Origin of the sequence: Serratia sp. BNK-10 (genome assembly GCF_047456065.1) — a bacterium.
Taxonomy (GTDB): domain Bacteria; phylum Pseudomonadota; class Gammaproteobacteria; order Enterobacterales; family Enterobacteriaceae; genus Serratia; species Serratia ureilytica.
This window is the reverse complement of sequence record NZ_CP179894.1, coordinates 1,573,631-1,587,055: the sequence shown is the minus strand read 5'-3', so window position 1 is coordinate 1,587,055 and position 13,425 is coordinate 1,573,631. Positions and strand designations below refer to the sequence as shown.

General features: G+C 61.3%; 14 protein-coding genes and 1 tRNA gene. 11 read left to right on the top strand and 4 right to left on the bottom strand.

Annotation, left to right across the window (positions count from 1 at the left end; all coding sequences use genetic code 11):
• The first annotated feature begins 7 nt into the window (after positions 1-7).
• The 6 genes from ACMGG9_RS07625 to ACMGG9_RS07600 all read left to right on the top strand — a co-directional run bounded on the left by ACMGG9_RS07625 (position 8) and on the right by ACMGG9_RS07600 (position 5,573).
• Entirely contained in the window at positions 8-1,219 is a 1,212-nt protein-coding gene (locus tag ACMGG9_RS07625; RefSeq protein WP_089191485.1) for an acetyl-CoA C-acyltransferase, read from the top strand.
• Positions 1,220-1,234: 15 nt separating this feature from the next.
• Complete coding sequence (hemA, locus tag ACMGG9_RS07620; protein ID WP_414162016.1) at positions 1,235-2,446, top strand: 5-aminolevulinate synthase; 1,212 nt, start codon at positions 1,235-1,237, stop codon at positions 2,444-2,446.
• Positions 2,443-3,615 carry an MFS transporter gene (locus ACMGG9_RS07615; protein ID WP_033642618.1) on the top strand — a complete coding sequence of 391 codons (1,173 nt, stop codon included), beginning with the start codon at positions 2,443-2,445 and terminating at the stop codon, positions 3,613-3,615. Before hemA ends, ACMGG9_RS07615 begins: the two co-directional genes overlap by 4 nt.
• Complete coding sequence (locus tag ACMGG9_RS07610; protein WP_046686800.1) at positions 3,608-4,327, top strand: enoyl-CoA hydratase-related protein; 720 nt, start codon at positions 3,608-3,610, stop codon at positions 4,325-4,327. Before ACMGG9_RS07615 ends, ACMGG9_RS07610 begins: the two co-directional genes overlap by 8 nt.
• A 135-nt stretch (positions 4,328-4,462) precedes the next feature.
• Complete coding sequence (locus ACMGG9_RS07605) at positions 4,463-5,029, top strand: GNAT family N-acetyltransferase (RefSeq protein WP_129993334.1); 567 nt, start codon at positions 4,463-4,465, stop codon at positions 5,027-5,029.
• Positions 5,013-5,573: a hypothetical protein gene (locus ACMGG9_RS07600; RefSeq protein ID WP_414162015.1), complete on the top strand. Its 561-nt coding sequence runs from the start codon at positions 5,013-5,015 to the stop codon at positions 5,571-5,573. Before ACMGG9_RS07605 ends, ACMGG9_RS07600 begins: the two co-directional genes overlap by 17 nt.
• A 111-nt stretch (positions 5,574-5,684) precedes the next feature.
• Here the strand turns inward: ACMGG9_RS07600 and ACMGG9_RS07595 are convergent, their stop codons facing one another.
• Entirely contained in the window at positions 5,685-5,987 is a 303-nt protein-coding gene (locus ACMGG9_RS07595; RefSeq protein WP_033633403.1) for a putative quinol monooxygenase, read from the bottom strand.
• A 384-nt stretch (positions 5,988-6,371) separates the two neighbouring features.
• Here ACMGG9_RS07595 and ACMGG9_RS07590 point away from each other — a divergent pair, with 384 nt between their 5' ends.
• Positions 6,372-7,685 (top strand): MFS transporter, encoded by a 1,314-nt coding sequence (locus tag ACMGG9_RS07590; protein ID WP_233788181.1) that lies wholly within the window; start codon positions 6,372-6,374, stop codon positions 7,683-7,685.
• A gap of 74 nt (positions 7,686-7,759) precedes the next feature.
• The gene (locus ACMGG9_RS07585; RefSeq protein WP_033642614.1) at positions 7,760-8,263 is read left to right on the top strand and encodes a DedA family protein; all 504 of its coding nucleotides are present in this window, start codon (positions 7,760-7,762) and stop codon (positions 8,261-8,263) included.
• A 220-nt stretch (positions 8,264-8,483) separates the two neighbouring features.
• Here the strand turns inward: ACMGG9_RS07585 and ACMGG9_RS07580 are convergent.
• Positions 8,484-8,559: transfer RNA gene (locus ACMGG9_RS07580), tRNA-Arg, on the bottom strand.
• Positions 8,560-8,909: 350 nt separating this feature from the next.
• Between ACMGG9_RS07580 and cycA the strand changes: the two genes are divergently transcribed.
• Positions 8,910-10,310 (top strand): D-serine/D-alanine/glycine transporter, encoded by a 1,401-nt coding sequence (gene cycA / locus ACMGG9_RS07575; RefSeq protein WP_033642613.1) that lies wholly within the window; start codon positions 8,910-8,912, stop codon positions 10,308-10,310.
• Between the two features lie 50 nt (positions 10,311-10,360).
• Here cycA and ACMGG9_RS07570 read toward each other — a convergent pair whose 3' ends face one another.
• A complete protein-coding gene (locus tag ACMGG9_RS07570; protein ID WP_033642612.1) occupies positions 10,361-11,284 on the bottom strand; it encodes a DMT family transporter in 924 nt (307 codons plus the stop codon).
• Positions 11,285-11,351: 67 nt separating this feature from the next.
• Between ACMGG9_RS07570 and ACMGG9_RS07565 the strand changes: the two genes are divergently transcribed.
• Together ACMGG9_RS07565 and ACMGG9_RS07560 are read left to right on the top strand one after the other, a co-directional pair.
• Positions 11,352-11,927 carry a helix-turn-helix domain-containing protein gene (locus tag ACMGG9_RS07565; protein ID WP_047024926.1) on the top strand — a complete coding sequence of 192 codons (576 nt, stop codon included), beginning with the start codon at positions 11,352-11,354 and terminating at the stop codon, positions 11,925-11,927.
• Between the two features lie 117 nt (positions 11,928-12,044).
• Positions 12,045-12,512: a helix-turn-helix domain-containing protein gene (locus ACMGG9_RS07560; RefSeq protein ID WP_033650701.1), complete on the top strand. Its 468-nt coding sequence runs from the start codon at positions 12,045-12,047 to the stop codon at positions 12,510-12,512.
• Here ACMGG9_RS07560 and ACMGG9_RS07555 read toward each other — a convergent pair.
• On the bottom strand, positions 12,496-13,419 hold the full coding sequence (locus tag ACMGG9_RS07555) for a LysR family transcriptional regulator (protein WP_033642608.1): 924 nt from the start codon (positions 13,417-13,419) through the stop codon (positions 12,496-12,498). The two genes, ACMGG9_RS07560 and ACMGG9_RS07555, sit on opposite strands and share 17 nt — an antisense overlap.
• Between the last annotated feature and the right edge of the window lie 6 nt (positions 13,420-13,425).

Below are 13,425 nucleotides of genomic sequence, written 5' to 3'. Positions count from 1 at the left end.
ATCCATGATGAGCATTAAAGATGACGGTGTTTATCTGATCGACGGCACGCGCACGGCGATCGGCGCCTATGGCGGCAGCCTGGCGCATACCCGCCCCGATGATATGGCGGCGACGATTATTCGCAGCCTGCTTCAGCGCCATCCGGCGGCGCAGCAGGATCTGGATGAAGTGGTGCTGGGCTGCGCCAACCAGTCCGGCGAAGACAACCGCAACGTCGCCCGCATGGCGACGCTGCTTTCCGGGTTGGATCAGTCGGTGCCGGCCATCACCCTCAACCGCCTTTGCGCCTCCGGGTTGGATGCGGTGATCTACGCCGCGGCGAAAATCCGCAGCGGCCTCAGCGAACTGATTCTGGCCGGCGGCGTGGAAAGCATGAGCCGCGCGCCCTATGTGCTGAGCAAGGGCGAAACGCCGTTCGACAAGGGGGTAAAGCTGTACGACACCACGCTGGGATGGCGCTTTGTCAACCCGCGCCTGGCGGAACGCTACGGCAGCGATCCGCTGGGCATCACGGCGGAAAACGTGGCCCAACAGCAGGGTATCTCACGCGAGGAACAGGATCTGTTCGCGTTGGGCTCGCAGCAAAAAGCCCGCCGGGCGATCGACAGTGGTCGATTGGCGCGGGAAATCACGCCCGTGGATGTGCCGGCGGATCGTAAAACCACCCGCATATTCGCACAGGACGAATTCCCCCGGCTCAGCACGCTGCAGCAGTTGCAGGCGCTGAAACCGGCCTTCGCCGCCGGTGGTTCTGTCACCGCCGGCAACGCTTCCGGCATCAATGACGGCGCCGCCGCGCTGCTGCTGGCCTCCGGACGCTACGTGAAACGCCAGGGCTGGCAACCGCTGGCGGAGATCGGCGACAGCGCGGCCGCCGGCGTCGCGCCGGCGCTGATGGGGCTGGGGCCGATCGCTTCCACCGAGCGCTTACTGCAGCGCGGCGGTTTCACGCTGAATGATTTTGACATCATCGAGATTAACGAAGCCTTCGCCGCGCAGGTTCTGGCGGCGCTGAAACACTGGCGCATCGACGCCGGCGACGCGCGCGTCAACCCAAACGGCGGCGCTATCGCGCTCGGCCATCCGCTGGGAATGTCCGGTGCGCGCCTGGTGCTGTCGGCGGCGCTGGAATTACGCGATCGGCAGGCCGGCAACGCATTGGTCACAATGTGCGTCGGCGTCGGTCAGGGGCTGTCATTAAACCTTAAAGCCGTTTAACACAAGGAACATGCTATGAGCGTACTGAACATTCTTGAAGAAAAGTTGGCGGAAACCAAAGAACAGGGGCGTTTTCGCGAGTTCCTCAACCTTGAACGCGGCGTGCAGGACAAACCCTGGGCCACCAGCCACGGGCAGCAAGGCGAGCGCCGTCTCAACGTCTGGTGCTCAAACGACTATCTGGCCATGAGCCACCACCCCAAAGTGCTGCTGGCCACCACCGACGCGGTTAACCGAGTCGGGTTAGGCACCTGCGGCGCCCGCAGCATTTCCGGCACCTCGGTCTATCACACTGAACTGGAAACGCTGCTGGCCAGCGCCTACGGCAAAGAGTCGGCGCTGCTGTTCACCACCGGCTTCGGCGCCAACGACGCCACCTTGTCCACCCTGTGCGACGCCATTCCCGATCTGATCGTGTTCTCTGACGAACTGAATCACGCCTCGATGATTTACGGGATTCGCTACAGCAAGGCGGAGAAAAAAATCTTCCGCCATAACGACGTGGCGCACCTCGCCGAGCTGCTGCAGGCCGCCGATCCGGCGCGGCCAAAGCTGATCGCCTTTGAGTCGCTGTATTCCATGGACGGTGACTTTGCTCCTCTGGCGCAGATTGTGGCGCTGGCAGAACAGTATCAGGCGCTGACCTATCTCGACGAAATTCATTCGGTCGGCGTGTATGGCGAACGGGGGCTGGGCTATGCCGAACAGCTGGGCCTGTTGGATAAAATCACCATTATCCAGGGCGGGTTCGGTAAGTCTTACGGTGCGGCGGGCGGCTATATCGCCGCGCCCCGTTCGGTGGTGGAAGCCGTGCGCAGCTGGGCGCCGGCATTCGTCTTCAGCACCTCGTCGCCGGCGCCGGTGGTGGCCGCCGCGTTGGCCAGCTTTAAATACAATCTCGAGCACGACACCCAACGCAAGCACCTGCTGGCGATCGTCGATCACCTGAAGACCGGTCTGCGCGCCGCCGGCATCCCGCTGGTGTCGGCAGACAGCCATATCCTGCCGCTGCGGGTCGGCGATCCCCATCGCAACAAACACATCAGTAAAGTGCTGCTCGATGAGCACGACATTTACGTGCAACCGGTCAATGCCCCGACGGTGCCTGCGGGCAGCGAGCGGCTGCGGGTGACGCCGACCTCGGCGCATTCCCATGCCGACGTGGAGACCTTCCTGGCGGCGTTGAGCCGGGTCTGGGCGGTAAACGATCTGCGGAGGGCGGGATGAAGTTAGCGGATTATAACGGCCATCTGGTCACGCTGTGTCTGATGGCAACCGGCACCTTCGCCATCGGCACCGACGCCTTTATCGTCGCCGGCGTGCTCAGCGACATTTCCGCGACATTTGCCGTCAGCCCCGCGCAAGCGGGGCAGTTGATATCGGTATTCGCGCTGGCCTACATGCTGTTTGCGCCTCTGACCGCCTGGCTGCTGGGCAACGTCAACCGCAAGCACATCCTGCAGTTGGCGCTGGTGCTGTTCATCGCCGGCAACCTGGCCTGCGCCTGGGCCACCAGCTACCTGCAGATATCGTTCGGCCGAGTGCTGGCGGCATTGGGCGCGGCCTGTTACACCCCGCAGGCCGCCGCAGCCGCGGTGGGGCTGGTGGCGGAAAAACGCCGCGGCCTGGCTATTTCCATCGTCTATGGCGGCATGACGCTGGCCATCGCGCTCGGCATTCCGTTCGGCACCTTTCTGGCCAAACTGATCGGCTGGCGCGACATCTTTCTGTTCATCGCCCTGCTGGGGGCGGTGGCGCTGCTCGGCCTGTCGCTGGCGCTGCGCGCCATTGCGGCGCCGGGCAAACATTCGTTGAAAGAACGGCTCGCCCCGCTGCGGCAAAAGGCGGTGCTGACCACGCTGCTGATCACCTTTTTCGCCGTGTGCTCGGAGCACATTGTTTACAGCTACGTCAGCGTGCTGTTGAAAGACACCCAGTTCGGCCCGGAAGCCATTCTGCCTTTGGCGCTGCTGGTGTTCGGCATTGGCGCGGTGATCGGCAATTTTGCCTCCGGCGCGCTGACCGACGCCCTAGGCAGCAAATTCGTGCTGCTGTTTTCGGTGGCGATCCAGACGCTGTCCCTGTTCCTGCTGGCCTTTTACGTCACCTCGCCGTGGTGGGTGTTGGCCATCTTTCTTATCTGGGGCATTACCGGCTGGATGTATCTGGTGCCGATCCAACATCATCTGTTGTCGCTGTCGAAGCGTTTTGGCGCGCTGACCGTGTCGCTCAACAGCTCGGTGCTGTACGCCGGCATCGCGGCGGGCGGCATGCTGGGCGGCCTGACGCTCTACGCGTTGCCGGCCCACTATTTGCCGCTGTTCTCGCTGCCGCTCGGCGCCATCGCCCTGCTGTTGACGCTGATCTTTTTCCGCGGGGAGGCCAGCGATGAGTGAATCACCGCCGGTGCTTTACGAACGTTATGGCGCGCAGGTTGCGGTCATCACCCTCAATCGGCCGGAGAAAAAGAACGCCATCAACCTGCAGATGGCCAAGTTGATCCGCAGTTACCTGCGGCAGGCGGATAATGACGATACGATACGCGCGATCGTCCTGGCCGGTCAGCCGGCGGTATTTTCCGCCGGCATGGATGTCACCGCGTTCCGACAGGGCGAACTGCCCATCGTCACGCCGGAGGGATTCGGGGGGCTGATCCATGCGCAGATCGCCAAGGTGATCATCGCCGCCGTTGACGGCATCGCTTACGGGGGCGGCTTTGAGCTCGCCCTGGCTTGCGATCTGATCGTCGCCGGCCAGAACGCGCGCTTCAGCTTCCCCGAAACCGGGCTCGGATTGGTCGCCGCGCAAGGCGGATGCGCGCGCTTGCCGGCGCGAGTTTCTCCCTATGTCGCCCTCGACTGGCTGCTGACCGGCAGAACCGTCGGTGCGCGGGAGGCCCTGTCACACGGCGCCATTTCCCGCATCAGCGAGGGCTCGGCCCGGGAAGAAGCGCTGCGCATCGCCGAGCAGATCGCCGGGAAGGATCTTGCCGCCAGCCTGGCCGTGAAGGCCATCGTGCGCCAGGGGCTGACGCAGCGCGAGGCGCCATCGTTCGATTTTCAGCAGGCACCGGTCGAACGCCTGCGTCAGGCGGCCGCTCGTCGTTAACCCCTTTATTGCTTGCCGGCTTGCCTGAGCCGGCATTTCCCGCTGCGCCTCCCCGCCACAGCTCATTTTACGCAGCCCGCCTCTCGGCGCTGGGCTACACTGCCGGTAGCCCTCATGCGCTGATAAGGAAAAATAATGCGCCACTTGCCTCTGCTGACCCCCAGACTGATCTTGCGCCCGTTCACCGCCGACGATCTGCCCCACTTTACCGCCTACCGCAACCATCCTGACGTGGCGCGCTACCAGAGCTGGAGCGACTACAGCGCCGCACAGGCGCAGGCCTTTTTCGCACAGCAACAGCGGCTCGCGTTCAACCGTGATGACAGCTGGTTTCAACTGGCGGTCGAGCGCCGCGAGGACGGCGCGTTGCTGGGCGATGTCGCAGTGCATTTTTTCGATGAAGGGCGTCAGGCTGAACTGGGCGTGACCTTCGATCCGGTTCATCAGCGGCAAGGACAGGCGCGCGAGGCGCTAAGCGCCGTCATCGCCCTGCTGTTCGGGCCGCTGGCGAAACACCGCATTACCGCCGTGGTGGACGCGCGTAATCTTCGCGCCGCCGCGTTGTTCAGCAAGCTGGGCTTTCGCCGTGAGGCCTGTTGGCGGCAAAACGTGTTTTTCAAAGGCGCATGGGGTGATGAATTCGGTTTCGCCCTGCTGCAAAGTGAATGGCGGGAGCATGAACAACATGACGCTGTTGAATAAATATCTTGGGCAATACCAGTTCTCTGAGCGGCATACGATCGTCATCACCGCGCCGCAATCGCGGGTGCTGGACGCCGTGGCCGCTTACGATCCCAAGCGCGATCGTTTTTTCCGCAGCATGATAGCGCTGCGCGAATTGCCCGCGCGGCTGATGCCACGCGATAAGCCTCGTCCTCCGCCGTTTGGCCTGCATAACTTTTGCCTGCTTGAGCAGGATGAAACCGCGTTGGTCTATGGCCTGATCGGCCGGTTTTGGCAGGCTGAATACGGTTTGGTGAAGGTCGCTGACGGGGCGGACTTTCAGGCCTTCGCTCAGCCCGGCGTCGCCAAACTGGCGCTGGGGTATGCCGCGAGCCCGCTGGAGGGCGGGCGCTGCCGCCTGGTAACGGAAACGCGCATCTTCTGCCCCGACAGCGCCAGCCGGCGGCGGTTTACCCCCTACTGGTATGCGATTCGCCTGGTGAGTGGGTTGATAAGACGCCGCATGCTGCGCGCCATTAAAACCGCCAGCGAAAAGCAGACGACTAATCATTCACCAGATTGATTAATTTAAGAGCATTCCTAGAGAATGAAAATCATTATCAGCCTATTTTTTAATCACAACAAGATAGTGTTGAGAAGCCATTGACCCCGCCCCCTGCGGGGATTTTTTCGCCTATTTATCGCCTGTTTCAGGGAACGCCTGCATAAACAGGAAGGTGCAAGGCTTGCGCTGATACTGATTGATCTGCGGCACCAGCCGGGTGAAATGCTCGGTCTGGCAATGCACTTCGAGAGCCGCGCGATCCGGCCAGCTTTCGATAAAAATAAAGTGCCCGGGATCCTGCTGGTCGATGCACAGTTCATAACTGATGCACAGCGGCTCCTGCCGGGTTTTCTCCACCAGCTCGCGATACCACGGCATAACGGTGTCAATGTGTTCCGGGTGAATGAAATCTTCAGCAATGACCTTCAGCATGTTGCGCTCCTGCGTTCTGTTGTGCCCTGCTTCACCTTATCGCCCTCCCTCGCGAGATGAAAGCGCCACTCTCCAGTGTCTGTCATCGGGTTCCCAATTCGGTGATAGCGCACACAGATCTCGATCAAAGCGCTTGAACGCCTCCTGGCCCTGTGTGAACTTTCAATTAACAAAAAGGCAACACACCATTCACCATGGTGATATCTGTACCGATATGCCGACGCAATACGCGGCGTTTTTTTCGCCCCTAAAGGCCTGACCATTAGTCCTTTAGACCTTTAAGGCTCACGCAGAAAAACCATGTCATCGCCGCATGATGGGCCACGGCGCCAGGACGGTCCTTATGACCGACGTTTATCATTCTCAGAAGAGAGGTTACCGCCAGTGAATCACGCCACCTATGCCGCTCCAGCGCTCAACGTCGCCATCCGCAAAACCTGGCGCAGACTGGTGCCATTGATGTTCGCCATGTACTTCATCGCGTTTATCGACAGGGTCAACGTCGGCTTTGCCAAAGACGCGATGGCCATCGATATCGCGCTGTCGCAATCCGCCTTTGCGCTGGGCGCGGGGATATTCTTTGCCGCCTATGCGCTGTTCGGCATTCCGGCCAACCTGTTGATGAATCGCTGGGGCGCCAAACGCTGGCTCAGCGCCACCACCGCGCTGTGGGGGGCATTGTCGGCCTGTACCGGGCTGGTGGCCAACGAGCAGCAATTTATTGTCCTGCGCTTTCTGCTGGGGATCGCCGAAGCCGGCTTTTACCCCGGCATCCTGCTGCTGGCGTCTATCTACTTTCCCAATAAGGTGCGCGCCTCGGTCATTGGCATTTTCGTGCTTGGCGTACCGGCGGCCCTGACGCTCGGCTCACCGCTGTCGGGGGCATTGCTGGAGATGCACGGCGTGTTGGGCAAGCCCGGCTGGTTCTGGATGTTCGTGCTGGAAGGGTTGCCGGCCGTCGTCCTCGGCGTCTTCGCCTTTTTCTATCTCGACGATAGCCCAGGGCACGCCCGCTTTCTGACCGAGGAAGAACGTAATGCGCTGGTCACACAGCTGGCCGCTGAACAGCAGCGTACCGAAACCAACAGCGTTAAAGCGGCGATGAGAAGCGGCAAAGTTTGGCATCTGGCGTTGATCTACGGCACCCTGCAAATCGGCGTATACGGCCTGATGTTTTTTCTGCCGTCGCAGATCGCCTCGCTGATGGGCACCCATCTCGGCTTCAAGGCCTCGTTGGTGGCCGCCATTCCCTGGGCATGCTCCGCGCTTGGCGTCTATTTCCTGCCGCGCTATGCCGACAGAAAAACCGCCAGAAGATTGCCGATCGCCGTTGGCTGCATGGTCGCGGCAGCGCTGGGGTTGGTCGTCTCTTCCTATGCCGGCCCGTTGCTCGCTATCGTCGCCCTGAGCTGTTGCGCAGTCAGTTTTCTGGCGGTACAACCCATTTTCTGGACGTTTCCCGCTCAGCTGCTCACCGGTCCGGCGCTGGCGGCCGGCATCGGTTTTTGCACCACGCTCGGCGCCGCATTCAGCTTTTTAGCCCCGCTGATCCGCACTGAGGCGGAACAGCGTTTTCACAGCCCGCATGCCGGGCCGCTGGTGCTGGCCGCCTTTTCACTGCTGTGCGCCGTGCTGTTAGGGGCGCTCAGACATCGGCATGCTGAGGCACGCAAGCAAGACGCAGAGATAACCGGATAGCGACGCGTTATTTAGCCATTATTGAACCTGCGGATGGGACACTGACAGTCAGCCCTCTCGCCCACAGGTGTTAAATGGATGAATTGACGCACATTATCGCCAAATACAGCCCGGAACCGGAGATGTTGCTGCTGCTGATTTTCCTGTTCGCGCTGGGAAAATCCGTGATCGTGGTGTCCTCCGTCCTGCCGCCTGCCTCGGTGACGCTGCTGATGGGCATCCTTGCGGGCAAACATGCGCTGCCGATCGGCGCGGTTTGGGCGGCCATCGCCCTTGGCGCGGCGTTGGGCTCAATCCTGTCTTTCCACTGCGGCGCACTGCTCTGCCGTCGCGATCTTGGCCGCCGGCTGCCGGCACGCTTTCACGCCCCACTGCGCAAAGCGCAACGTTCCTTGCAAAAGCGCGGGCTGCCGCTGCTGTTCGCCTCGCGTTTTCTGGCGGTGATGCGTTACACCGTGCCGCTGATGGCCGGCATGCTGCAACTGCCGGCGAGGCACGTCTATGCCACCGCCGCACTCTCAGCCGCCGTTTGGGCACTGCTCTTGATGTCGGCCGCGCATGTGTTCCCCGTTTCTTGACCTGAAAGATTCTTGGGCAAATGCCCCATCCCTGCGCCGACGTTGCGCCAGCGCACAGCCTCCCTTGCCGTATAAAGTACGGTGCAACATCGCAGTTTGCGCCAGATCACCTTTCTGAACATCAGTCGAAAAATGCGAATTTTTTTGCAGAATACGCGCTTAAAACGGCGCCATGAGGGCACGATCAAAGAAATGTCTGAGCGTAACACGCTGATTTGGTTGGCGGGCCGTACAGGGGGCGAACCTCTGTCTCGTTGATTAGGCGTCAACGGCTCATCCGCCTGAGCTAACGGCCCAACGAGATAAATCGCCCTTCTTGTCAGCCTCGCTGTCAAACGCTTACACCCATTACTTTTTCTCATGCGAATTTTACAACCCTTTGTTTAATCAACGAGATAAGCCGCATAAGGTCTGTTAATCCCACCGTTTGAAGAGTAATCTTCCGCTCCCTGAACGTCCGATTTGCCTCCTCTCGTGTAAAGATTGATCGACTTTTATCCCGCGTATAAATGTTGTAAACATGTTGCACAAAGGTGGCGTTATTGCACTACCTTACTAAAGCCGGACCAACCGGATAAATGTATAAAAAAGAGCCACTTCAGAGCTCACGACTTCACTAATGACAGGTAAAACAGGACATCATCAGATGGTAGATCACTCTAAAATAGCGACTGACGCGACGCCCGCCTCAGAAGATCATCTACGGCGAAACCTCACTAACCGACATATTCAACTGATCGCCATCGGCGGCGCCATCGGCACCGGTCTGTTTATGGGCTCCGGTAAAACCATCAGCCTGGCAGGCCCTTCGATCATCTTCGTGTACATGATCATCGGCTTTATGCTGTTCTTCGTGATGCGCGCCATGGGCGAGCTGCTGCTGTCCAACCTGGAATACAAATCGTTCAGCGATTTCGCCGCGGATCTGCTCGGCCCGTGGGCCGGCTTCTTCACCGGCTGGACCTACTGGTTCTGCTGGGTGGTCACCGGCATCGCCGACGTCGTGGCGATCACCGCCTACGCCCAGTTCTGGTTCCCTGAACTGTCGCAGTGGATCGCTTCGCTGCTGTGCGTGCTGTTGCTGCTCGGCCTTAATCTGGCGACGGTGAAGATGTTCGGCGAAATGGAGTTTTGGTTTGCGATGATCAAAATCGTCGCCATCGTCGGGCTGATCGTCGCCGGGTTGGTGATGATCGCCATGCAGTTCCAGTCGCCGACCGGTACCGTAGCCTCGTTCACCCATCTGTGGAATGACGGCGGCATGTTCCCGAAAGGCATCAGCGGTTTCTTCGCCGGCTTCCAGATCGCGGTATTCGCCTTCGTCGGCATTGAACTGGTGGGCACCACCGCGGCGGAAACCAAGGATCCGGAGAAGTCACTGCCACGCGCCATCAACTCGATTCCGATCCGCATCATCATGTTCTACGTGTTCGCCCTGATCGTCATCATGTCGGTGACGCCGTGGAGCTCCGTAGTGCCGGACAAGAGCCCGTTCGTTGAATTGTTCGTGCTGATTGGCCTGCCGGCCGCGGCCAGCGTGATCAACTTCGTGGTACTGACCTCCGCCGCCTCCTCCGCCAACAGTGGGGTGTTCTCCACCAGCCGCATGCTGTTCGGGCTGGCGCAGGAAGGCGACGCGCCGAAATCGTTCGCCAACCTGTCCAAGCGCGCGGTGCCGGCCAACGGCCTCACCTTCTCCTGCATCTGCCTGCTGGGCGGCGTGGTGCTGATTTACCTGATCCCGAACGTGATGACGGTCTTCACCCTGGTGACCACCGTGTCGGCGATTCTGTTCATGTTCGTCTGGACCATCATCCTGTGTTCGTATCTGGTCTACCGCAAACGGCGCCCGGCGCTGCACCAGAAATCGATCTACAAAATGCCGGCCGGCAAACTGATGTGCTGGGTGTGCATGGCGTTCTTCGTGTTCGTGTTGGTGCTGTTGTCGCTGCGCGAAGACACCCGCCAGGCGCTGATCGTCACCCCGCTGTGGTTCATCCTGCTCGGCCTGTCTTACGTGTTCCTGCGCAAGAAGAAAACCGCGTGATGCAAAAAGGGGCGGATATCTCCGCCCCTTTGCTCTTTTTTGCCTCTGCGCTAATCCGCTTCCGTCGCCACCGCCGCTTTCCCCTTACGCCGTACGCGCAGCTCGCTGACCACCACCCCGATCACAATCAACGCGCCCCCCAACAACGCCACGCCCGGCAAACGCTCACCGGCGAGCCGCCCGACGATGCCCGCCCAGACCGGCTCGCCGGCGTAGATCACCGTAGCGCGCGTGGGTGAAACGCTGCGCTGCGCCCAGTTCATGGTCAGCTGAATCAACGCGCTGGCCAGCCCCAGCCCTATGGCGCTGTACAGCAGGTAATCCGAATACGGCGGCGGCGACTCGCCGGTCGGCGCCATCATCAAAAATGAGGCCAGCGAGGCGGTCGCCAGCTGCACAATGGTCACCCGGCGGATATTCACCTTGCCGGCAAAGGCGCCGATGAGAATGATCTCTGCCGCCATGCCCAGCGTGCCGGCCAGCGTCAGAATTTCGCCGAGGCTCAGCGACATGTCCGTGCTGCTCGGCGCCGCCAGCAGCATCAGGCCGGTAAAGGCCAGCAGAATACCGATCCACGACATGATGCCGGGGAACCGCCCCAGCACCAGCCATTGCAACAGCGGCACGATCGGCACGTACATGGCAGTGATGAACGCCGATTGGCTGCTGGTAATCGTCTGCAGACCGACGGTTTGCATGCTGTAGCCGAACATGATCGCCAGCCCGATAAGTACGCCCGCCTTCAGTTCATACAGGGTCAGGCCGCGCAGCACGCGCAGCGAAAACAGCGTCAACGCCAGCGTAGCGGTGGCGAAACGCAGACCGACGAAAAAGAACGGCCCGCTGACTTGCATCGCGTGATGCACGGCCAAAAAGGTGCCGCCCCAGATCATGGTGATGAAAATCAACACCGCTTCCGGCAACCTGATTTGCGGAACCACGGCGGAAATAAAGGATTTTTTTGCTGCTGACACCGGCTTGCCCTTCCTGCTGAGTGCAATATAATGCACAGATCCTGCCAGTATGAGATAAAGTCCGGCGATGAGCAATACGGCGCATAACGCGAAAACCGATCCCCCCAAAGTGCTGCAGTACCTGAGCAGCAATCTGCGCGGCTACCGCCAACAGGCGGGCCTGAGCCAGATGGCGCTGGCCGAACTTTCCGGCGTCAGCCGCCGCATGCTGGCGGGCATCGAGGCCGGCGATCGCAACGTCAGTCTGGCGGTGCTCGACAAGATCGCCGCCGCCCTGGCGATTTCGTTCACCGATCTGATTCAGGCGCCGGAAGCGCGCGGCAACCATCTGGTGGGCGAATTGGCCTGGCAAGGCGCGCAGCCGGGCAGCCAGGCGCTGTTTGCCGCCAGCGTGCCGGCACGCCAACGGGCCGAGCTGTGGGAATGGACGCTGATGCCGGGCGAGCGCTACGACTCGGCGCCGGACGCCGAAGGCTGGAGCGAAATGATCTACGTGATTGCCGGCACCCTGACGCTGGAACTGGAACAAGGCACGCTGACGCTCAGCGCCGGCGCCACGCAAACCTTCAACAGCGATCAGCGCTACGCTTACGCCAACCACGGCGATCTCCCGCTGCGCTTTATCCGCAACGTCGCCTTCTGACTGCCCGCCGGCCCGCGCCGGCGGCGGATGTCGTGTCGCTGTCGTGCCGCTGTCGTGGCGCCGCTACCCCGCGCCTCCTACACTGGATGACAGTGACAGCGAACTCGGGAGTGCACCATGCAAAAGTACCGCATCAGACCATTACGCCTGGAAAAAGGCTGGTCGCAGGAGCAGTTGGCGGCCATCGCCGGCCTCAGCACCCGCACCGTACAGCGGATTGAAAACGGCGAACAGGCCAGCCTGGAAACCTTGACCGCAATCGCCGCCGCGCTGGGCGTGCAGGTCAGCGATCTCAACGCGCCGCCGCAGGCACCACAGGAGGAGACGCCTGAGGCGCAGCGCCTTCGTCGCCAGGTTGCGGCAGAGGGTAAACTGCTGAGCATGGCGGTGCGTTTCGCCGTCATCGGCGCGATATTGCTCGCTGTCAACGTCTTTACCCACCCGCACTATCTCTGGGCGCTATGGGCGATCGGCGGCATGAGCCTCGCGCTGATCATGCGGGCGGTACGTACCCTGCTGCTGCGCAACGTCTTCAGCCGCTGGCAGGAACAGCGGCTGGCGCAAAAACTCAGGCGCCTGCCGTGAGCGTTAGCCACTCGGCCAGCCGGGCCAACGCGCTGCCCGGCACGATAGGCTGCGGCGACAGCAGGTAATAGCCGCTGCCGTCGGGCGTAAAACCGAACGGCGCGCTCAACAAGCCGGCGGCCAGATCGTCTCGCACCTGCAGCCATGGGCCGATTGCGATACCAAGGCCGGCTACCGCGGCCTGCAGGCTGAAATAGAAATGGTCAAAGCGCTGTTCCGGATGCCCCGCCAATGTCACCCCCTGCTGATGCGCCCAGTGCCGCCAAGCATCCGGCCGGGTCGCGGCATGCAGCAGTTTGGCGCCCGGCAGCAAAAGCCGCCGTCCGTCCACAGAGGCCGTCAGCCTCGTCAGCGCCTCGGGTTGGCACACCGGCCCGACCTTTTCATTGAACAGCGCCAGGCTATGCGCCTGCTTTCCCCAATCGAAGTCATTGCGCCGGATCGCCGCCGTGATGCCGTCATGGAACGAAAACGGACCGCCGCCCGCCACCAGCTGTAAGTTGATGTCCGGGTGCGCCCGCTGAAAAGCCGGCAAACGCGGGATCAGCCAACGCATCAATAAGGTCGGTTCACAGGACAAGATCAGCGGCGCATTGAGCGCCTGCTGGCGCAGCTCCAGCGCGGTATGGTCCAGAATGCCGAAGGCCTGCTGTGTCGCCTGAAACAGCTTGCGGCCCGCCGCCGTGAGCAGTACTCGCCTATGGCGGCGCTCAAACAACGCCACGCCCAATTCCTCTTCCAGCGCCCTCACCGCCCGGCTGATGGCGCCATGCGTCAAATTCAGCCCCTGCGCCGCCTGGGTGAAACTTTCCAGCCGTGCGGCGGCCTCGAAGCAGCGCAGCCCGCCCAACGGCAATGGCCTGGCTCTATTGCGTGAGTTTTTCTCACCGATATCGTCACTATTCATCGTTTG